Raw genomic sequence first — 18951 nt, forward strand, 5'->3', positions numbered from 1 at the left:
GCGTGATTACTCGGAGTCGGCCTCGACGGGAGCCGGCGTACCGGCACCGCCCTGCTCTTCCCTCTTGACGCGAAGCGCTTCCGCCGTGCGGACGAACTTCGACGGAAGGGCCTGGAAGAGCGAGGCAGCCTGCGACTGCTTGCCCTTCATGGCACCTGCCAGCTTGGAGAGCAGAACCTCGCGGGACTCGAGGTCCGCGAGCTTCTTGATCTCATCGGCGCTGAGCGCCTTACCGTCAAGGACGCCGCCCTTGATGATGAGATTCGGGTTGTCCTTGGCGAAGTCACGAAGACCCTTCGCCGACTCCACCGGGTCACCGGTGACGAAGGCAACCGCCGTCGGACCCGAGAACAGGTCGTCCAGCGTGTTGATCCCGGCCTCGTTGGCCGCGATCTTGGTCAGCGTGTTCTTCACCACGGCGTACTGGGCGTTCTCACCGAGAGAACGGCGCAGCTCCTTGAGCTGCGCCACGGTGAGACCCCGGTACTCGGTCAGCACGGCGGCGTTCGAGCTGCGGAACTTGTCCGTCAGCTCGGCCACCGCGGCAGCCTTGTCGGGCCTTGCCATGAGCGTCGGCCTCCTTCCGGGTGATGAGGACCGCTCAGAAGGGGCTGGGCAAAACGAAACGCCCCGGCGCAGGCGCACGGGGCGTAGCTCGACCGAATGGAATCCGGGAGCTGTCCACGGTCACCTGCGCAGGTCGTCCGCAGCTAGCGGATCCTTCGGCCGCCGCATCCTCTTACGAGCACACGGCAACGACCAGCGGTCTTTGGCTTCTCCGGAACAGTACGTGAAGGGCGCCATGCCAGGCAAATCGCGCCGGGACGGCCGTCAGCCGGCCTGGGCGGCTTCCATCATCTCCGCGAGGTCGACGGTCTCGGAGGCCGGCGGAGCCTTGACCGTCACGGGCTTGTTGTAGGCGAGGAACTTGATCGTCAGGTCGAGCGGTCCCTTCTTCGCGGCTCCCTGGATACGGAACTGCTTGGTGAGGTCGCTCTTGTCGATCCACATGTCCATCGTCAGCTTGTCGACGCCCATGTCCTCGTACTCCTTGAGGCCCTTCTCACGGCGCTCCTTGGCCTCGGCGTCCTTCTCGTCCTTCAGGCTGTCGCGCAGATCCGCCAGCGTCAGGGTGCCGGTGTAGTGCGTGGTGGCGACCCCGTCGACGGTCTCCTCGCCGACCTTCTTGAGATCGTCGGCGGCGGTCAGCGAGGCGGACTCCTCGGCGGGGTTCTGGTCGAACTGGCTGGGCAGCCCGGCCGCCGCCGATCCCTCCCCGGACGGGTCCATGGGGAACTTCATCCAGCTCTTGCCGTCCATCTCGGCGGCGGCTTCCTTGCCTCCGTTGAGATAGAGACCGCCCTCGGTGAGCCGGATCTCGACCTCCTCCTGCTTTCCGTCCACCTCCATCCGCATCGACATCCGCATGCCCAGCGGCTTCAGCCCCAGCGCCGCGTCGGCCTCGATCGGGCCCTCGCCCGGGATCTTGCCGCTCATGGAGTAGGTCAGCGAGGTGAGGTCCTTGTTGTTGGCGGTCGCCTTCTCGACGGCGGCGACCGGGGACATCTCCACCGTCTTCGCCGCGGCCTTGCCGTCGTCGCTCTTGCGGTCCGCGGCGGGCTTGGTGCTCTCCGCCGAGCAGGCCGCCGTGCCGCAGAGCAGCGCGCCCGCGAGCACGGTCGCCGCGATGTTCCGATAAGTGATCTTCATGGATCCCCCCACGAATAAGTAAAAGATCTTGTACTTTCGGCGAACTCTACCGTCCGCCTCTGACAGTGCCCGCTGAATAAACAGCCGGTCCCCGCGCCTCCGGAGAGGTGCGGGGACCGGCCTTTCGTCCGTGCGGTGCGCTACGTGCCGTACGCGTGACCCAGGGCTGCCGTCGCTCAGACGGCGGCCGGGTCCTCCTCCACGAGGAGGTTGCGCGTGCGGTTGGCGTCCAGCGGGATGCCGGGGCCCATCGTCGTCGCCAGGGTCGCCTTCCTGATGTAGCGGCCCTTCGCGGCCGACGGCTTCAGACGGAGGATCTCCTCCAGCGCCGCGGCGTAGTTCTCGACCAGCTTCGTCTCGTCGAAGGAGACCTTCCCGATGATGAAGTGCAGGTTCGAGTGCTTGTCGACACGGAACTCGATCTTGCCGCCCTTGATGTCGTTGACAGCCTTGGTGACATCCGGGGTGACCGTGCCGGTCTTCGGGTTCGGCATCAGACCACGCGGGCCGAGGACACGGCCGAGGCGGCCGACCTTGCCCATGAGGTCCGGGGTGGCGACGACGGCGTCGAAGTCCAGACGGCCCTTCGAGACCTCGTCGATGAGTTCGTCGGCGCCGACGATGTCGGCGCCCGCGGCACGCGCGGCCTCGGCACGGTCACCGGTCGCGAAGACCAGGACCCGGGCGGTCTTGCCGGTGCCGTGCGGAAGGTTCACGGTGCCACGGACCATCTGGTCGGCCTTGCGCGGGTCGACGCCCAGCCGCATGGCCACCTCGACGGTGCCGTCGAACTTGGTGGTGGTGGTGTCCTTGGCGAGACGGACGGCCTCGAGCGGGGCGTAGCTGCGCTCCCGGTCGATCTTGGCGTCCGCGCCGCGGAGAGCCTTGCTGCGCTTCACTTCTTCTCCTGGTGGTTCGTACAGATGTGGAGTTCGTGGTCCGGGCCGCGCATGGCCCTGCCACTGGGGCTTGCCCGGCTGGGTCAGCCCTCGACCGTGATGCCCATGGAACGGGCGGTGCCGGCGATGATCTTCTCGGCGGCGTCCAGGTCGTTGGCGTTCAGGTCGGGCATCTTGGTCGTGGCGATGTCACGCACCTGGGCGCGGGTGAGCTTCGCGACCTTCTTGACGTGCGGCTCGCCGGAGCCCTTGTCCACACCAGCGGCCTTGAGGATCAGCTTGGCGGCCGGCGGAGTCTTGGTGATGAAGGTGAAGGAGCGGTCCTCGTAGACCGTGATCTCCACCGGCACGACCATGCCACGCTGCGACTCGGTCGCGGCGTTGTAGGCCTTGCAGAACTCCATGATGTTGACGCCGTGCTGGCCCAGTGCGGGGCCGACCGGCGGAGCCGGGTTGGCCGCACCGGCACTGATCTGGAGCTTGATAAGCCCCGTGACCTTCTTCTTCTTGGGAGGCATGTGCTCTCTCCGGGTCCTAGTGAGAGTTTTCAGCCGACCGTCCGGTCATCCGGATGGAGGCATACCGCACAACGATAACGGGTATAGCTGCACGGCCAAAAACCGACAGGTCAGACATCTGTGGGAGCCTGTCTGACCTGGTCGGAAGCTGTTGTTCCGGAGCCGCTGCTCCGGAGCTGTTGTGCCAGAGGGCGCGTGACGCCCGTGCGGTCCGGCGCTCAGTTCTTCTGGATCTGGTCGAAGCTCAGCTCGACCGGCGTCTCCCGGCCGAAGATCTCGACCAGGCCCTTGACCTTCTTCGAGTCGGCGTTGATCTCGTTGATGGTCGCCTGGAGCGTGGCGAACGGACCGTCGGTGACGGTGACCGAGTCACCGACCTCGAAGTCCAGCACCTGGACCTCGACCTTGCGGGACGGAACCGGCTTGCCCTCGGCCTCGGCGGCCTCACGGGCGGCCTTCTCCTCGGCCTCCGGCGCGAGCATCTTGACGATCTCGTCCAGGGTCAGCGGGTACGGGTCGTACGCGTTGCCCACGAAGCCGGTGACGCCCGGGGTGTTGCGGACGACGCCCCAGGACTCGTTCGTCAGATCCATCCGCACCAGGACATAGCCCGGGAGCTTGTTCTGGCGGACGTTCTTGCGCTCGCCGTTCTTGATCTGGACGATCTCTTCCTCGGGGACCTCGGCCTGGTAGATGAAGTCCTCGACGTTCAGCGAGACGGCACGCTGCTCCAGGTTCGCCTTCACGCGCTTCTCGTAGCCCGCGTAGGTGTGGATGACGTACCACTCGCCGGGCAGACCGCGGAGCTCCTCACGGAGCGCGGCGATCGGGTCGGCGGGAGCGTCGGCCGGGGCCTCGCCCTCGGCGTCCTCGTCGTCCGTGTCCGCCTCGTCGCGCGCGTCCTCGGCGGAGTCGTCGTCCGCCTCGGTCTCGTCGTCCTCGATATGGAGAGCGGCCTCTTCGGCCGGCTCGCCCGCGGCGACGTCAGCGGCTTCGGCCTGGTCTGGCTCGACAGCGTCCGCCGCCTCGACGATGTCGGTTTCGTCCTCTCGGGACTCCTCCGACTCGCTGGCGTCGTTCAGTTTCGGGTCAGACACGGTGGCTGCTTCTTCCTGGCTCAATGGGTGGAACACGCGAAGGAGCGCCGCGTCGGGCGCTCTTCGCGGGATCAGCCGAAGACGTACTTGATCGCATTCTGGAAGCCGTAGTCAATCACGGTCACCAGACCGATCATGATGACAACGAAGACAATCACCACTGTGGTGTACGTCGTCAGCTGATTGCGAGTCGGCCAGACGACCTTGCGCAGCTCGGCGACGATCTGACGGTAGAAGAGCGCGAGACGGCCCAGAGGACCCTTCTTGCCGCGCTTGCCACCCTTACGGGGCTTCTTCGACTCAGCGGACTCATCGTCGGCATCAGGCTTGTCGATGGAGCCCACGGCGTCCGTCACGCTCTCTCACCTGATTCCCGGTCGTGGCCGTGCCGCGCCCGGGGGAGCCGCACGGCGGTGCATTGAATGTACGTGCATGCGCACACAGCCTGGCGGAGGCTTGTGTAGCAGGGCCGGAGGGACTTGAACCCCCAACCGCTGGTTTTGGAGACCAGTGCTCTACCAATTGAGCTACGACCCTTTGTGTCTTCCTCAACCTACCGCATCCGACCGGGTGCACGGAGTGCCTGGTACGGACCTGTCTGCCGAGGCCCAACGACGAGTGAGTGTACGTGGTCGTGGCGCCCGCGTCGAACAGCTTGCGCCGTAACGATTCACGACCGGCGCCGTTCGCGGTGCCGTCCGCCGTTTGTTCACTGGATGAAACCTGTGTGCCGGGGAGGTTTCAGGTCTGGGACCATGGCCGTATGAGCGCTGCAATCCCACCCACCGAGCGCCGGGTCTCCGCCCGAGTCGGCGCGATCTCCGAATCCGCGACCCTCGCCGTGGACGCCAAGGCCAAGGCCCTGAAGGCCGCCGGACGTCCGGTGATCGGCTTCGGCGCCGGCGAGCCCGACTTCCCGACGCCCGGCTATATCGTCGACGCGGCCGTCGAGGCCTGCCGCGTCCCCAAGTACCACCGCTACACGCCGGCCGGCGGGCTCCCCGAGCTGAAGGCCGCCATCGTCGCGAAGACGCTGCGTGACTCGGGTTACGAGATCGAGGCCTCCCAGGTCCTGGTGACCAACGGCGGCAAGCAGGCGATCTACGAGGCGTTCGCGGCCATACTGGACCCCGGTGACGAGGTCATCGTCCCGGCTCCGTACTGGACCACCTATCCCGAGTCGATCCGGCTGGCCGGCGGTGTCCCGGTAGAGGTCGTGGCCGACGAGACCACCGGCTACCGGCTCTCCGTCGAGCAGTTGGAGGCGGCCCGTACCGAGCGTACGAAGGTCGTGCTCTTCGTCTCACCGTCCAACCCGACGGGTGCCGTCTACAGCGCCGCCGACACCGAGGCCATCGGCCGCTGGGCCGTCGAGCACGGGCTGTGGGTGCTGACGGACGAGATCTATGAGCACCTGGTGTACGGCGACGCCACCTTCACCTCGCTGCCCGCCGTCGTACCGGAGCTGCGCGACAAGTGCCTCGTGGTCAACGGTGTGGCGAAGACCTACGCGATGACCGGCTGGCGGGTGGGCTGGGTCATCGGCCCCAAGGATGTCGTCAAGGCCGCGACCAACCTCCAGTCGCACGCCACGTCCAATGTCTCCAATGTCGCGCAGGCCGCCGCGATCGCCGCCGTCTCCGGTGATCTCACGGCCGTCGCCGAGATGCGCACCGCGTTCGACCGGCGCCGCAGGACCATCGTGCGGATGCTCAACGAGATCGACGGCGTGCTCTGCCCCGAGCCCGAGGGCGCGTTCTATGTGTACCCCTCGGTGAAGGCCCTCCTGGGCAAGGAGATCCGGGGCAGCCGGCCGCGGACCACGGTCGAACTGGCCGCGCTGATCCTGGAGGAGGTCGAGGTCGCGGTGGTGCCCGGCGAAGCCTTCGGCACGCCCGGCTATCTGCGGCTGTCGTACGCGCTCGGCGACGAGGACCTGGTGGAGGGCATCGCCCGGATCCAGAAGCTGCTGGCCGAGGCTCAGGACTGACCCCGCGCCGCTCTTCCTCCCGCCGCTCCTCCCGGGCGGGCCGAAGACATCGCGCCACGGAAACGGGCTCCCGGCGATGGCCGGGGGCTCGTTTTTGCGTTCGGGCAAGATCTCGATCGGGGAAAGGGGCTGCCGGTCGGCCCTCCCGTGCGGCAGGATCCTGGAATGGAGAGCACCACCCGCCCCCGCGATCTCAGCCTGCTGCCCAAGGCTCATCTGCATCTGCACTTCACCGGTTCGATGCGGCCCACGACGCTGCTCGAACTCGCCGAGAAGTACGGTGTCCACCTCCCCGAGGCGCTGACCAGCGGTGAACCGCCCAGACTGCGCGCCACCGACGAGCGCGGCTGGTTCCGTTTCCAGCGGCTCTACGACATCGCCCGGTCCTGTCTGCGCGCGCCGGAGGACATCCAGCGGCTGGTCCGCGAGACCGCCGAGGAAGACGTACGGGACGGTTCGGGCTGGCTGGAGATACAGGTCGACCCCACCTCGTACGCACCGCTGCTCGGCGGGCTGATCCCCGCGCTGGAGATCATCCTGGACGCAGTGGACGCGGCCGCCAGGGACACCGGTCTCGGTATGCGCGTGCTGGTCGCGGCGAACCGGATGAAACACCCGCTGGAGGCCAGGACCCTGGCCCGGCTCGCCGTGCGGTACGCGGACCGGGGTGTCGTCGGCTTCGGGCTCTCCAACGACGAGCGCCGCGGGATGGCCAGGGACTTCGACCGCGCCTTCGCGATCGCCAGGGAGGGCGGGCTGCTGGCCGCGCCGCACGGCGGCGAGCTGACCGGGCCCGCGTCCGTACGGGACTGTCTGGACGATCTGCGCGCCGCCAGGATCGGACACGGCGTCCGGGCCGCCGAGGACCCCAGGCTTCTGCGCAGGCTCGCGGACCGTGGGGTGACCTGCGAGGTCTGCCCGTCCTCCAATGTGGCGCTGGGCGTCTACGAGAAGCCGGAGGACGTGCCGCTGCGGACCCTGTTCGAGGCGGGGGTACCGATGGCGCTCGGCGCGGACGACCCGCTGCTGTTCGGCTCACGGCTGGTGGCGCAGTACGAGCTGGCCCGCGCGCACCACGCCTTCGGCGACGCGGAACTGGCCGAGCTGGCGCGCCAGTCGGTACGGGGCTCGGCGGCGCCCCCGGAGGTACGGGAGAAGCTGCTGTCGGGGATCGACGCCTGGCTGGCGGACTGAAACGCCCGTGGGGGGGCAGTGCCTAGAGGCTGACGCCGACCGTCACGGGCTCGTTGACCAGGGTGATCCCGAACGCCTCATGGACCCCGGCGACCACCTCACGGGCGAGTGTGAGCAGATCCTCGGTGGTCGCCGCGCCCCGGTTGGTGAGGGCGAGGGTGTGCTTGCCGGAGATACGGGCCGGGCCCGTGCCGTACCCCTTGGTGAAACCGGCCTTGTCGATGAGCCACGCGGCGGAGGTCTTCGTGAGGCCCTCCCCCGCGGGGAACGCGGGCGGCCTCGCGTCGGCGCCGAGGCGGGCCCGTACGCGCCCGACGAACTCGGCGTGTTCCCGCTCGGTCAGGACCGGGTTGGTGAAGAAGGAGCCCGCCGACCAGGTGTCGTGATCCTCGGGGTCCAGCACCATGCCCTTGCCGGCCCGCAGTTTGAGCACGGTGTCCCAGGCGACGGCGGCGGGCACGCGGTCGCCGGGCTCGACGCCCAGGGCGCGGGCCGTCTCGGCGTACTTGAGCGGGGCGGAGAGCCCGCCCGCGTCCTCCAGCAGGAAGCGGACGCGCAGCACGGCATACCGCTCGGGGTGCTCCTTGAAGCGGCTGTGGCGGTACGAGAAGGCGCATTCGGCGTTGGTCAGCGTGACGGTCTCGCGGGCGGCGCGGTCGTAGGCGACGACCTCGGTGATGCTGCTGGACACCTCCTGGCCGTACGCGCCCACGTTCTGGATCGGGGTGGCACCGGCCGATCCGGGGATACCGGCGAGGCATTCGACGCCCGCCAGGCCCGCCTCGACGGTACGGGCGACGGCGTCGCTCCAGACCTCGCCGGCGGCCAGCTCCAGCGTGGTGCCGTCGAGGGTGAAGCCCCGGGTCGCGATACGCAGGGCGGTCCCCTCGAAGCCCTGGTCCCCGATGACCAGATTGCTCCCGCCGCCGATGATCAGGAGCGGTGTGCCGGCCGCGTCCGCCGCGCGTACGGCTTCGGTGACCTCGTCGTCGGTGGTGGCCGTGAGGAGCCGGGCCGCGGGCCCGCCGAGCCGGAAGGTGGTCAGGGGGGCGAGAGGGGCGTCGTGGAGTTCCTGCACGGGGACAAGAGTACGGGCCGTCGCGATCGCAGGTGCGATCGCGACGGCCCGTGGTCGAGTGGTGCGGGACCGGGCGGGTGCGAGGTCAGACGGCCACCCGTTCGCGCTGCTCCCCGTCCGTGTCCCCGGTCCGGTCGGCGCTGTCCCCGGTCCCGATGGCGTCCGCGGTCTTCTCTCCCTCTCCGATCGGGGCGGTCCGCCCGGCGCGCCGCCCCGGGATGATCAGTGCGGTCAGCGCCGCGAGCGCCACCGCTCCCGCACCGATCCAGAGCGCGGGGACGGTGCCGTCGGCGAAGGTGTCGGCGGACTCGTAACCGCCGCGCGCCGCGAAGACCGCGCCGAGGATCGCGACCCCGAGCGCTCCGCCGACCTCGCGCAGGGCGTTGTTGGCACCGGAGGCGATGCCCTGTTCGGCGGGGCGGACGCTGGACATGACCAGGCTGGCGGCCGGGGCGAAGTACAGCCCCATACCGATACCGCTGATGATCAGAGCGGGAAGCTGGGCCGCGTACGACACCCCGGGTTCGATGACCAGTGCGAACCAGCCGAGCCCCACCGCCTGGAGGGCCAGCCCGGTCGCGACGACGGGACGGCCGCCGACGCGGTCGGAGACCAGACCGGCGATCGGCGAGACGAGCAGGGGCATCGCCGTCCAGGGGAGCATCCTCAGTCCGGCCTCCGTGGGCGAGTAGCCGAGCACGCCCTGGAGGAACTGGCTGAGCAGGAAGATCGAGCCGAACATGCCCAGGAACATCAGCAGACTCGCCGCGTTGATGCCGGTGAAGGCACGGCTCTTGAAGAGGCGCATGGGCAGTGTCGCGTCCGGGCGGCGCAGTCCATGGCGTACGAAGGCCACGAGCAGCGCCGTCCCCGCGAAGAGGCCCAGCAGAACGGTGGTGCTGGTCCAGCCCTCGGCGTTGGCGTTGACCAGGGCGTAGACGATGCCGAAGAGACCGCCGCTGATCAGTACGGTGCCGGGGATGTCCAGCCGGGCGCCCGGCCCGTGCGACTCCTTCAGACGCATCCGGGCGAGCGGCAGCAGCGCCAGGCCTATCGGGACGTTCAGCCAGAAGATCCAGTCCCAGGAGAAGTGCTCGGTGAGGCTTCCGCCGACGAGCGGACCGCTGGCGACGGCGAGACCGGTGATCGCGCCGTAGATGCCGAGGGCCGCTCCCCGCCGTTCCGCGGGGACGGCGGCGGTCAGCAGGGTGAGGGCGAGCGGCATCATGATCGCCGCGCCGACGCCCTGGACGGCGCGCGCCGCGATCAGCGCGTCGATACCGGGCGAGAGGGCCGCGGCGGCGGAGGCCCCGGTGAAGATCGTGAGACCGGCGAGGAAGAGCCTGCGCCGGCCGAACCGGTCGCCGAGGGCCGCTCCGAACATGAGGAGGACGGCGAAGGTGAGCGTGTAGGCGTTCACCGTCCACTCCAGATCCTCCAGCGCGCCGCCGAGGTCCTCCCGGATGGACGGCAGCGCGGTCGTGACGACGAGGTTGTCCAGGGCCGCCATGAAGCTGGCGGCACCGGTGATGACCAGGGCCCAGGCGGCGGAGCCGCGGGCTGCTGACGGGGTCATCGTTCTCCCTTTCAGATTAGTTATTGATGACTAACTTTCTTGGACAGAAGAAAGCCCGAAGCATGTGCACGGTGCGGGGAGAGCCGAAGAGGGGCTCGCCTCGGGATTCGGGTTCGCCTCGCGGCTCAGTCGCCGACCGGCTGCGCCGAGTCGTAGAAACCGGACCAGACGCGGTCCTCGGGCGGAAACCCCAGGGAGACCAGGGTGTTGATCAGCATTCCGTATCCGAAGAAGGAGGTGGTCTCCTTGACGTCCGCCCCGAGCGCGAGATGGACCGTGTCCCAGAGGTTCAGCCAGGCGGCCCGTACGCTGTCGCCGAAGTCGTGGTCACCCGCGGCCTCGGCGGATGCCACCGCGACGAACATCTGCATCTGCATCTGCAGCTTCTCCGGATCGTCGGCGATGAGCCGCTGGTACGCGGCGGCCATGGCGCGAACGGCCTCTTCACCCTCCAGCCCCTTGGAGGCCTGCTCGAAGAGGCGCGTGGTGTCCGCGAGACAGCGCTGTGACGCGGCGAGGAACATGGCTTCCTTGTTCGGGAAGAGCCGGAAGAGATACGGCTGCGAGACACCCACCCGGCGGGCGATCACCTCGGTGGAGGTGCCGTTGTAGCCGCTGCGGGCGAACTCGGTGACCGCCGCGCGGATGACGCTCTCGCGCCGCTCTTCTGCGCTCATCCTGACCATACGAGAAAGTTATTGGCCACTCACTAACTTTGTCAAGCGACAGCGGGCGCGGGTGAGAAGCGAGGACGGGCGAGAGGCAGGAAGGGGAACGGAGGTAAGGGGCACTCGCAGTAGGCGAGCACCCCTTACAGACACACAGGAGAGCAGGGGCGCACGGGATCAGGCCAGGCGGACGACGGCACGGGACATCCCCAGCACCTTCCGCCCCGCGCTCATGGCCGTCAGATCCACCCGGACCCGGCTGTCGTCCAGCTTGGCCGCGACCTTGGCGCTGACCTCGACCAGCGCGCCCGTGTCGTCGTTGGGCACCACGACGGGCTTGGTGAAGCGGACGCCGTACTCGACGACGGCCCCCGGGTCGCCGGCCCAGTCGGTCACCACCCGGATCGCCTCGGCCATGGTGAACATGCCGTGCGCGATGACATCCGGCAGGCCGACCTCCTTGGCGAACTTCTCGTTCCAGTGGATCGGGTTGAAGTCCCCCGAGGCACCCGCGTACCGCACCAGCGTCGCCCGCGTGACGGGGAAGCTCTGCGCGGGCAGCTCCGTACCGACCTCGACCTCGTCGTAACCGATCTTCGCCGTCATCGGCCTCACGCCTCCTCGGCGGCGCGTGCCACCAGCTTCGTCCAGGCGGTCACGACATGCTCGCCGGCCTCGTCGTGCACCTCGCCGCGTACGTCGATGATGTCGTTCCCCGCGAGCGACTTGATGGTCTCGATGGTGGAGGTGACGGTCAGCCGGTCCCCCGCCCGTACGGGACGGGAGTAGGCGAACTTCTGGTCGCCGTGCACCACTCTGCTGTAGTCCAGACCGAGCTGCGGATCGGCGATGACATCACCCGCCGCCTTGAATGTGATCGCGAACACAAACGTCGGTGGGGCGATCAGGTCGCTGTAGCCGAGCGCCTTGGCGGCTTCGGGATCGGTGTACACCGGATTGGGGTCGCGCACCGCCTCGGCGAACTCGCGGATCTTCTCCCGGCCGACCTCGTACGGCTCGGTGGGCGGATAGCTCCGCCCCACGAAGGACTGATCGAGCGCCATGGACTCGCTCCCTCCTGATGGATGTGACCACTACATAACGGCACGGAGCCGTTACAGACGAACGGGGGCGCCACAAACGACGCGAGGCCGTCCCCCAGTGGGGACGGCCTCGCATACGAGCCTGATTCAGCGCGTTTCGCGGTGCGCGGTGTGCGAGTTGCAGCGCGGGCAGTGCTTCTTCATCTCAAGACGGTCCGGGTTGTTACGCCGGTTCTTCTTGGTGATGTAGTTCCGCTCCTTGCACTCCACGCAGGCCAGCGTGATCTTCGGGCGGACGTCGGTGGCAGCCACGTGAGTGCTCCTTGGACGGACAACGGATGAACAGATGAACGCATAAAAGAGTAGCCGATCGAAGGACCGACCCCACAATCGGCTACTGTGTGTAGCGGTGACCGGACTTGAACCGGTGACACAGCGATTATGAGCCGCTTGCTCTACCGACTGAGCTACACCGCTTCGATGTTGGATCTCCTCGCCCGAGGGCGAGGATCACCGAACATCTGAGCCCCAATACGGAATCGAACCGTAGACCTTCTCCTTACCATGGAGACGCTCTACCGACTGAGCTATTGGGGCGAGCGATGAAGACATTACACGGTTGGTCGCCGTTCGCCCAAATCCGTTTCCCCGTCACTTTCCCGGCTCCTGACCGGTCGCGTCCAGGCCGTGTCCAGGCCGCGTCCAGGCTTGTTCCCGCGCCCTCCCCCGCGCCGCCTTGCCGCCCCGCGCGGGCCCTTGAGCCCAGCCGTCCCAAGGGGACACCTCAGCCGTCCCGAGGCGCCTCACAGGCCACAGGCGGGCCAGGGGTGGGCTCGCCGGTACGACTATTGCGCTCCTCCTCGAAGCACGGCTGAGCCGCCCCTAGGCTCGACCCAGGCCGCGTGATCTTGCACGCCCGAGCCCACCGGAAAGCCCCCACCGCCCCACCATCCCCACCGGCCCCCACCACCCCCACCAGGAAAGCCGGCACCACCAGGAGCGCGATGCCCGACAGCCACCCGCGGCCGTCCGACGGCGGCACGGCCGACTCCAGCGCGCTCGTGCTGACCGGCGCCCGCCTCACCGACGGCCGTACCGTCGACGTACGGCTCAGCGCGGGCCGGATCGAGGCCGTGGGCACGGCCGGCAGTCTCACCGCGCACGGCTCCCGGTTGGATCTCGCCGGCTATCTGCTGCTCCCCGCCCCGGCCGAACCGCATGCCCACTGCGACACCGCACTCACCGCGCTCACCTGCGACGGGCCGGTCTCGTACGCCCCCGAGGACGTTCAGCGCCGGGCCACCGAGGCCACCCTGCTCCAGCTCGGGCACGGCGCGACCGCGCTGCGTTCCCACGTACGGATCGGGGACGCGCAGGAACTGGGCAGGATGGAGGCGGTACTCCAGGCGCGGCGTTCGCTGCGCGGCCTCGGCGATCTGACGGCCGTCGCCGTACCGCGGCTGCTGACGGGGCGCGCGGGCGCCGACGGGCTCGCGATGCTGCGCGACGCGGTCAAGATGGGCGCCGGGGTGGTGGGCGGCTGTCCCGATCTCGATCCGGATCCCGCCGGGTACGCGGAAGCGGTGCTGGCGATCGCGGCCGAGCACGGCTGCCCGGTCGATCTGCACACGGACGGTGACGACCCGGCCCGGCTCGCCCGGCTGGCGGCGATGGCGGGCGGGATGCGGCCGGGTGTGACGCTCGGACCGTGCGCGGGGCTGTCCCGGCTGCCGGCCGATGTCGCGGCACGGTCGGCGGCCCAGCTGGCGGCGGCCGGTGTGACGGTGATCTGTCTGCCGCAGGGCGGCTGCGGAGGCGTCGAACGGGGCGATCCCGGACAGCGGGGCGTCGCCCCCGTACCGCTGCTGCGGGCGGCCGGCGTCCGGGTCGCGGCGGGCAGCGGGGCACTGCGCGACGTGTCGAATCCGGTCGGCCGCGGGGATCCGCTGGAGGCCGCCTACTTGCTGGCCTCGCAGACCGGGATGCGGGCGGCGGACGCGTACGACACGGTGAGCACGGCGGCGCGGGCGGCGATGGGCCTGCCGGAGGTACGGGTGGAGGCGGGCTTCCCCGCCGAGCTGCTGGCGGTGCGCGGGGAGCGGATCGCGGACATGCTGTCGCTGGCGTACAGCAGGATCGTGATCCACCGGGGACGGGTGGTGGCCCGTACGAGCGCGGTACGGGAGTACTGCGACACGGCGGCGACCGTCGCGCTGGAACTCCCGCGCCAGGGCCGGTCCGACCTCCCTCACAGCGGCCCGTGAGCCGTACGGCGCAGTCGCGCGAGGCGGCGACGGCCCTGTCCGGCGTACGGTCGTGACCATGCGAATTGTGATCGCCGGAGGACATGGTCAGATCGCGCTACGGCTGGAGCGGCTGCTCGCCGAGCGCGGAAACGAGGTCGCGGGGATCATCCGCAACCCCGGTCAGGCGGCGGATCTGCGGAAGGCGGGCGCCGAACCGGTCGTGCTGGACCTGGAGTCGGCCTCGGTGGAGGAGGTGTCCGAGGCGCTGAAGGGCGCGGACGCCGTGGTGTTCGCGGCGGGCGCCGGCGCCGGCAGCGGCACGGCGCGCAAGGAGACGGTGGACCGCGGCGCCGCGGTCCTGCTCGCCGACGCGGCGGAGCGGGCCGGCGTACGGCGCTATCTCCTCGTCTCCTCGACCGGCGCGAACCCCGATCACCGCGGGGACGACGTCTTCGACGTGTATCTGCGGGCGAAGGGCGCGGCCGAGGAGGACGTACGGTCCAGGTCGGCTCTCGACTGGACGATCCTGCGCCCGGGAATGCTGACGAACGACCCGGGCACCGGGCTCGTATCGCTGGCGAGGTCGGTGGGGCGCGGTCCGGTGCCGCGCGACGATGTGGCGGCGGTGCTCGCGGAGCTGCTGGAGAGCCCGGACACGACGGGTCTGACCCTGGAACTGATCAGCGGCACGGTCCCGGTGGCGGAGGCCACGAAGGCGGCGGCCAGCGCCCGATGAGCCGCCGCTGAACCACGGCCGTCGTTCCCCGACGCCCGCTCATATCGGCTCCCCGGCAGGGCACTTGGCCGGGGGGCACGTGCGGGACCTCGGTGTCGGTGCGGGGGTGGGGAGCTCGTGCGGGTGCGTGGGCTCGCGCCGGTTCGTGGACGGGCCCGTAAGCGAATGGCCCCCGATCCGCGTCTCCGCAGATCAGGGGCCATCTCATTTATCGCGTGGCGGCGCCAGGATTCGAACCTGGGTAGGCTAAGCCGACGGATTTACAGTCCGCTCCCATTGGCCACTCGGGCACACCGCCATGGGATGTCGCTGCCGTTCGGATGGGCCGCTGTGGGGCGGTGCTCCGTGGCAACGACGTAAACGATACCCGATGCCCAGGGGTGCTCCGCCACCGGATTGATCAGCGCTTCGGGCGGGTGCGGGTGACTAGGCTTTACGGGAGCGACCGGCGGTGTCCGGCCGCGCTGCGAGCATGCGACGAGCACCCGATGTGCTGCCCGGTCAGCTCCCGGGCAGCACCGATACAAGGAGCCACAGGACATGGCCGACTCCAGTTTCGACATCGTCTCGAAGGTCGAGCGGCAGGAGGTCGACAACGCCCTCAACCAGGCCGCGAAGGAAATCTCTCAGCGTTACGACTTCAAGAACGTCGGAGCCTCCATCGGCTGGTCCGGCGAGAAGATCCTGATGGAGGCGAACTCCGAGGAGCGGGTCAAGGCGATCCTCGACGTCTTCCAGTCCAAGCTGATCAAGCGCGGGATCTCGCTGAAGGCGCTGGACGCCGGCGAGCCGCAGTTGTCCGGCAAGGAGTACAAGATCTTCGCCACGATCGAGGAGGGCATCTCCCAGGACAACGCCAAGAAGGTCGCGAAGATCATCCGCGACCAGGGCCCGAAGGGGATCAAGGCACAGGTGCAGGGCGATGAACTGCGGGTCAGCTCGAAGAGCCGCGACGACCTCCAGACCGTGATCGCGCTGCTGAAGGGCCAGGACTTCGACTTCGCCCTCCAGTTCGTGAACTACCGGTAATCACCTCCGCTCCGACCCGCACGGACGCGCGCCCGAAACGGCGGGGGCTCTTCGGGCGTGGCGTCTGATTTCCGCCAGCGTCCGGGGCTTCGGAGGCGGAGACTCGTTACCGAGAGACGGCGGACCGCGCTGCGGGAGAGGAACGAGTGATGACCGTGACCGTGTACACGACGATGGACAGCCCGCTGGGTGAACTGCTTCTGGCCGGGGAGGAGTCCGCCACCGCGAAGGGTGGCGTCGCGCTGGCCTCGCTCTCCCTGCCGGAGCAGAAGGGCGCGGCTGTCGTCCGGGACGGATGGGTGCGGGCGCCCGAGGCGTTCGACGGGATCGCCGGGCAGCTCGGGGCGTATTTCGAGGGCGGGCTGACACGGTTCGACCTGGAGTACGTGGACGGCGGTACGGACTTCCAGCGGCGGGTCTGGCAGGCGCTGGACGCCATTCCGTACGGCGTGACCGTGACCTACGGACAGATCGCCGCGCGGGTCGGCTCCGCCGGGGCCGGGGTGCGCGCGGTAGGGACGGCGATCGGCCGGAATCCGCTGCTGGTCGTACGGCCGTGCCACCGGGTGATCGGGGCGGACGGAGCACTCCGCGGCTACGCCGCCGGGCTGGAGCGCAAGGAGCGCCTCCTCGGTCTGGAGGGTGCGCTCGTGTCATGAGCGGAGAACTCTTCCCCAGGCCGCGGGCGGTCATCGCGCCCGGCGCGGTGCATGTCCCCGACTGGCTGCCGGAGGAACGGCAGCGGGAGCTGGTGGACGCCTGCCGCGACTGGGCGCGGGGGCCGGTACCGATCCGGCACACCGTGCTGCCGAACGGCGGTGTCATGTCCGTGCAGACCGTCTGCGTGGGCTGGCACTGGCAGCCGTACAGATACACCCGTACCGCCGGGGATGTGAACGGCGCCCCGGTCGCGGAGTTCCCGGACTGGCTGCTGCGGCTCGGACGCGCGGCACTCACCGAGGCGTACGGCGATCCGGCGGCCGGCGCGGCGTACACCCCGGACACCGCGCTGATCAACTTCTATGACGGTGACGCCAAGATGGGGATGCACCAGGACAAGGACGAGAAGTCCGGCGCCCCGGTGGTGTCCCTGAGCATCGGTGACCGCTGCGTCTTCCGCTTCGGCGGTACGGAGAACCGGGGGCGGCCGTACAGGGATGTCGAGCTCTCCTCCGGCGACCTCTTCGTCTTCGGAGGACCGTCCCGCCTCGCCTACCACGGCGTGCCCAAGGTGTATCCGGGAACGGCCGTCCCCGCGACGGGCATGCCCCATGGACGGCTGAACATCACCCTGCGGGAGACAGGCCTCGGCTGAGGCGCTGTCGCGACAGCGACCGCGGCCGCGGCTGTCGGGCTATCCGGTCGCCTCAGCGGGACCGTGAGTGGCCGAAGATGATCCTGTATATGACGAGCAGCACGAGCGCCCCGCCGATGGCGGCGGCCCAGGTGGCTCCGTCGTAGAAGTCAGCGTTGATGGGGTGGTCGAGCCAGCGGGCCGAGATCCAGCCGCCGATGAACGCCCCCGCGATACCGATGACGGTCGTACCGATCAGCCCACCGGGGTCCCGGCCCGGAAGCAGTATCTTGGCGACGGCTCCGGCGAGCAGTCCGAGAATGATCCAGCCGATGATGCTCATGCCCTGAACCTGCCTTTCGTGCGTGTCGTCAGGAATGACGTCATGGACGCGGCTCGCGGTTGCGGGACCGGTCGTGCCCACGACCACGCACGGATTGGCCTCGTTCGTCGCGCTCGCTCAGCGCTACCGTCCCCGCAGGCAGGACTATGCCCCCCAAGGGCGTGGCTATGCGGGCGCGGTATCCCGCCCGCACCCGGGTCGGCGTCGGCGTCGGCGTCAGCGCGTGGCGAACGGCTGGTCGGTGCGCACGATTTCCTTGCCGAGCGGCATCAGCGAGATCGGGATCAGCTTGAAGTTGGCGAAGCCCAGCGGGATTCCGATGATGGTCACACAGAGCGCGATGCCGGTGAAGATATGACCGAGGGCAAGCCACCAGCCCGCGAGAACCAGCCACAGGACATTGCCGACGAACGACGGCGCACCCGCGCCGGGGCGGTCGACCGCCGTATAGCCGAAGGGCCACAGCGCGTAGAGCCCGATGCGGAAAGCGGCGAAGCCGAACGGGATTCCGATGATCGTGATGCACAGAAGCACTCCGGCCAGGAGATAGCCGAGGCACATCCAGAAGCCGCACAGGACGAGCCAAATGACATTGAGGATTGTCTTCATGGTCGGCGACCTGCCATCTGTTCCAGTCGGGCGATGCGTTCCGCCATCGGCGGATGCGTCGAGAACAACTTCGCGAACCCCTGTCCCGGGCGGAAGGGATTCGCGATCATCATGTGGCTGGCGGTCTCGATACGCGGCTCGGGCGGCAGCGGGAGCTGTCTCGTCCCCGCCTCCAGCTTCCGCAGCGCGCTCGCCAGGGCGAGCGGGTCACCGGTGATCTGCGCGCCCGAGGCATCCGCCTCGTACTCACGCGACCGGCTCACCGCGAGCTGGATGACCGTGGCCGCCAGGGGACCCAGGATCATGATCAGAAGAAAGCCGAAGATACCGGGGCCGTCATCGTCGTCGGAACGGCCCACGGGGATGAGCCAGGCGAAGTTGACCAGGAACATCACGACCGAGGCGAGGGCGCCCGCGACCGAGGAGATCAGGATGTCCCGGTTGTAGACATGGCTCAGTTCATGGCCGAGGACACCGCGCAGCTCCCTCTCGTCGAGGATCTGGAGGATGCCTTCCGTGCAGCAGACTGCGGCATTGCGCGGATTGCGGCCGGTGGCGAAGGCGTTGGGGGCCTGGGTCGGTGAGATGTACAGCCGTGGCATGGGCTGACGGGAGGCGGTCGACAGCTCGCGGACGATGCGGTAGAGCTGCGGTGCCTCGAATTCGCTGACCGGGCGGGCACGCATGGCGCGCAGCGACAGCTTGTCGCTGTTCCAGTAGGCGTACGCGTTGGTGCCGATGGCCACGACAAGCGCGACGATCAGGCCCGTACGGCCGAAGATACTGCCGATCCCGATGATGAGTGCGGACAGTCCCCCGAGGAGTACGGCGGTCCTCAACCCGTTGTGCCGGCGGTGCACGGTACGCCCTCCAGGTGGTGCGGCGGGGGAGCCCTTCGCTGGTGCTTCTCCACTCTCCAGT

The 18951-nt window shown here is 68.9% G+C and carries 22 protein-coding genes and 4 tRNA genes; 7 read left to right on the top strand and 19 right to left on the bottom strand.

Features of this window, described 5'->3' with window-relative positions; genetic code table 11:
• Nucleotides 1–6 precede the first annotated feature (6 nt).
• The 7 genes from rplJ to OG214_RS16060 all read right to left on the bottom strand — a co-directional run bounded on the left by rplJ (nucleotide 7) and on the right by OG214_RS16060 (nucleotide 4761).
• The gene (gene rplJ / locus OG214_RS16030) at nucleotides 7–567 is read right to left on the bottom strand and encodes a 50S ribosomal protein L10 (protein WP_363081962.1); all 561 of its coding nucleotides are present in this window, start codon (nucleotides 565–567) and stop codon (nucleotides 7–9) included.
• Between the two features lie 264 nt (nucleotides 568–831).
• Nucleotides 832–1710 carry a DUF6612 family protein gene (locus tag OG214_RS16035; protein ID WP_363081961.1) on the bottom strand — a complete coding sequence of 293 codons (879 nt, stop codon included), beginning with the start codon at nucleotides 1708–1710 and terminating at the stop codon, nucleotides 832–834.
• Nucleotides 1711–1886: 176 nt separating this feature from the next.
• On the bottom strand, nucleotides 1887–2609 hold the full coding sequence (gene rplA / locus OG214_RS16040; protein ID WP_363081960.1) for a 50S ribosomal protein L1: 723 nt from the start codon (nucleotides 2607–2609) through the stop codon (nucleotides 1887–1889).
• An 83-nt stretch (nucleotides 2610–2692) separates the two neighbouring features.
• Nucleotides 2693–3127 carry a 50S ribosomal protein L11 gene (gene rplK / locus OG214_RS16045; protein WP_363081959.1) on the bottom strand — a complete coding sequence of 145 codons (435 nt, stop codon included), beginning with the start codon at nucleotides 3125–3127 and terminating at the stop codon, nucleotides 2693–2695.
• Nucleotides 3128–3345: 218 nt separating this feature from the next.
• On the bottom strand, nucleotides 3346–4224 hold the full coding sequence (nusG, locus tag OG214_RS16050; RefSeq protein ID WP_383032070.1) for a transcription termination/antitermination protein NusG: 879 nt from the start codon (nucleotides 4222–4224) through the stop codon (nucleotides 3346–3348).
• Between the two features lie 71 nt (nucleotides 4225–4295).
• Nucleotides 4296–4580, bottom strand: coding sequence for a preprotein translocase subunit SecE (gene secE / locus OG214_RS16055; protein ID WP_066942727.1), 285 nt, complete (start codon nucleotides 4578–4580; stop codon nucleotides 4296–4298).
• Nucleotides 4581–4688: 108 nt separating this feature from the next.
• A tRNA-Trp gene (locus OG214_RS16060) sits at nucleotides 4689–4761 on the bottom strand.
• A gap of 226 nt (nucleotides 4762–4987) precedes the next feature.
• Here OG214_RS16060 and OG214_RS16065 point away from each other — a divergent pair.
• Nucleotides 4988–6214: a pyridoxal phosphate-dependent aminotransferase gene (locus OG214_RS16065; protein ID WP_363081957.1), complete on the top strand. Its 1227-nt coding sequence runs from the start codon at nucleotides 4988–4990 to the stop codon at nucleotides 6212–6214.
• A gap of 165 nt (nucleotides 6215–6379) precedes the next feature.
• On the top strand, nucleotides 6380–7408 hold the full coding sequence (locus OG214_RS16070; RefSeq protein ID WP_405985114.1) for an adenosine deaminase: 1029 nt from the start codon (nucleotides 6380–6382) through the stop codon (nucleotides 7406–7408).
• Between the two features lie 22 nt (nucleotides 7409–7430).
• On the opposite strand, the gene OG214_RS16075 is transcribed toward OG214_RS16070, so the two are convergent.
• The 8 genes from OG214_RS16075 to OG214_RS16110 all read right to left on the bottom strand — a co-directional run bounded on the left by OG214_RS16075 (nucleotide 7431) and on the right by OG214_RS16110 (nucleotide 12370).
• The gene (locus tag OG214_RS16075; protein ID WP_405987519.1) at nucleotides 7431–8513 is read right to left on the bottom strand and encodes a UDP-N-acetylmuramate dehydrogenase; all 1083 of its coding nucleotides are present in this window, start codon (nucleotides 8511–8513) and stop codon (nucleotides 7431–7433) included.
• 58 nt (nucleotides 8514–8571) lie between these two features.
• Entirely contained in the window at nucleotides 8572–10062 is a 1491-nt protein-coding gene (locus OG214_RS16080) for an MFS transporter (protein WP_405985115.1), read from the bottom strand.
• 125 nt (nucleotides 10063–10187) lie between these two features.
• Nucleotides 10188–10748, bottom strand: a complete 561-nt coding sequence (locus tag OG214_RS16085; protein WP_363082061.1) for a TetR/AcrR family transcriptional regulator — start codon at nucleotides 10746–10748, stop codon at nucleotides 10188–10190.
• 159 nt (nucleotides 10749–10907) lie between these two features.
• Complete coding sequence (locus tag OG214_RS16090; RefSeq protein WP_405985116.1) at nucleotides 10908–11336, bottom strand: MaoC family dehydratase; 429 nt, start codon at nucleotides 11334–11336, stop codon at nucleotides 10908–10910.
• 5 nt (nucleotides 11337–11341) lie between these two features.
• Nucleotides 11342–11794: a MaoC family dehydratase N-terminal domain-containing protein gene (locus OG214_RS16095; protein WP_363082059.1), complete on the bottom strand. Its 453-nt coding sequence runs from the start codon at nucleotides 11792–11794 to the stop codon at nucleotides 11342–11344.
• A gap of 126 nt (nucleotides 11795–11920) precedes the next feature.
• The gene (gene rpmG / locus OG214_RS16100; RefSeq protein ID WP_003956487.1) at nucleotides 11921–12085 is read right to left on the bottom strand and encodes a 50S ribosomal protein L33; all 165 of its coding nucleotides are present in this window, start codon (nucleotides 12083–12085) and stop codon (nucleotides 11921–11923) included.
• Nucleotides 12086–12177: 92 nt separating this feature from the next.
• Nucleotides 12178–12250 (bottom strand) — tRNA-Met (locus tag OG214_RS16105).
• Between the two features lie 47 nt (nucleotides 12251–12297).
• Nucleotides 12298–12370: transfer RNA gene (locus tag OG214_RS16110), tRNA-Thr, on the bottom strand.
• Between the two features lie 407 nt (nucleotides 12371–12777).
• On the opposite strand from OG214_RS16110, the gene OG214_RS16115 reads away from it, so the two are divergent.
• Nucleotides 12778–14037 (top strand): amidohydrolase family protein, encoded by a 1260-nt coding sequence (locus OG214_RS16115; RefSeq protein ID WP_405985117.1) that lies wholly within the window; start codon nucleotides 12778–12780, stop codon nucleotides 14035–14037.
• 58 nt (nucleotides 14038–14095) lie between these two features.
• Nucleotides 14096–14755 carry an SDR family oxidoreductase gene (locus OG214_RS16120; protein ID WP_405985118.1) on the top strand — a complete coding sequence of 220 codons (660 nt, stop codon included), beginning with the start codon at nucleotides 14096–14098 and terminating at the stop codon, nucleotides 14753–14755.
• Between the two features lie 216 nt (nucleotides 14756–14971).
• On the opposite strand, the gene OG214_RS16125 is transcribed toward OG214_RS16120, so the two are convergent.
• Nucleotides 14972–15053: transfer RNA gene (locus tag OG214_RS16125), tRNA-Tyr, on the bottom strand.
• Between the two features lie 242 nt (nucleotides 15054–15295).
• On the opposite strand from OG214_RS16125, the gene OG214_RS16130 reads away from it, so the two are divergent.
• The 3 genes from OG214_RS16130 to OG214_RS16140 all read left to right on the top strand — a co-directional run bounded on the left by OG214_RS16130 (nucleotide 15296) and on the right by OG214_RS16140 (nucleotide 17099).
• Nucleotides 15296–15784, top strand: coding sequence for a YajQ family cyclic di-GMP-binding protein (locus OG214_RS16130; protein WP_093596820.1), 489 nt, complete (start codon nucleotides 15296–15298; stop codon nucleotides 15782–15784).
• A 155-nt stretch (nucleotides 15785–15939) separates the two neighbouring features.
• Nucleotides 15940–16443 (top strand): methylated-DNA--[protein]-cysteine S-methyltransferase, encoded by a 504-nt coding sequence (locus tag OG214_RS16135; protein ID WP_405987520.1) that lies wholly within the window; start codon nucleotides 15940–15942, stop codon nucleotides 16441–16443.
• A complete protein-coding gene (locus tag OG214_RS16140; protein ID WP_405985119.1) occupies nucleotides 16440–17099 on the top strand; it encodes an alpha-ketoglutarate-dependent dioxygenase AlkB family protein in 660 nt (219 codons plus the stop codon). Before OG214_RS16135 ends, OG214_RS16140 begins: the two co-directional genes overlap by 4 nt.
• 52 nt (nucleotides 17100–17151) lie before the next feature.
• Here OG214_RS16140 and OG214_RS16145 read toward each other — a convergent pair whose 3' ends face one another.
• The 3 genes from OG214_RS16145 to htpX all read right to left on the bottom strand — a co-directional run bounded on the left by OG214_RS16145 (nucleotide 17152) and on the right by htpX (nucleotide 18890).
• Entirely contained in the window at nucleotides 17152–17421 is a 270-nt protein-coding gene (locus OG214_RS16145) for a GlsB/YeaQ/YmgE family stress response membrane protein (protein ID WP_363082055.1), read from the bottom strand.
• A 216-nt stretch (nucleotides 17422–17637) separates the two neighbouring features.
• The gene (locus tag OG214_RS16150) at nucleotides 17638–18030 is read right to left on the bottom strand and encodes a YccF domain-containing protein (RefSeq protein WP_383032082.1); all 393 of its coding nucleotides are present in this window, start codon (nucleotides 18028–18030) and stop codon (nucleotides 17638–17640) included.
• Entirely contained in the window at nucleotides 18027–18890 is an 864-nt protein-coding gene (htpX, locus tag OG214_RS16155; RefSeq protein ID WP_363082053.1) for a zinc metalloprotease HtpX, read from the bottom strand. Before htpX ends, OG214_RS16150 begins: the two co-directional genes overlap by 4 nt.
• Nucleotides 18891–18951: the final 61 nt, after the last annotated feature.

The organism is Streptomyces sp. NBC_00872, from assembly GCF_045161915.1.
Lineage (GTDB): Bacteria > Actinomycetota > Actinomycetes > Streptomycetales > Streptomycetaceae > Streptomyces.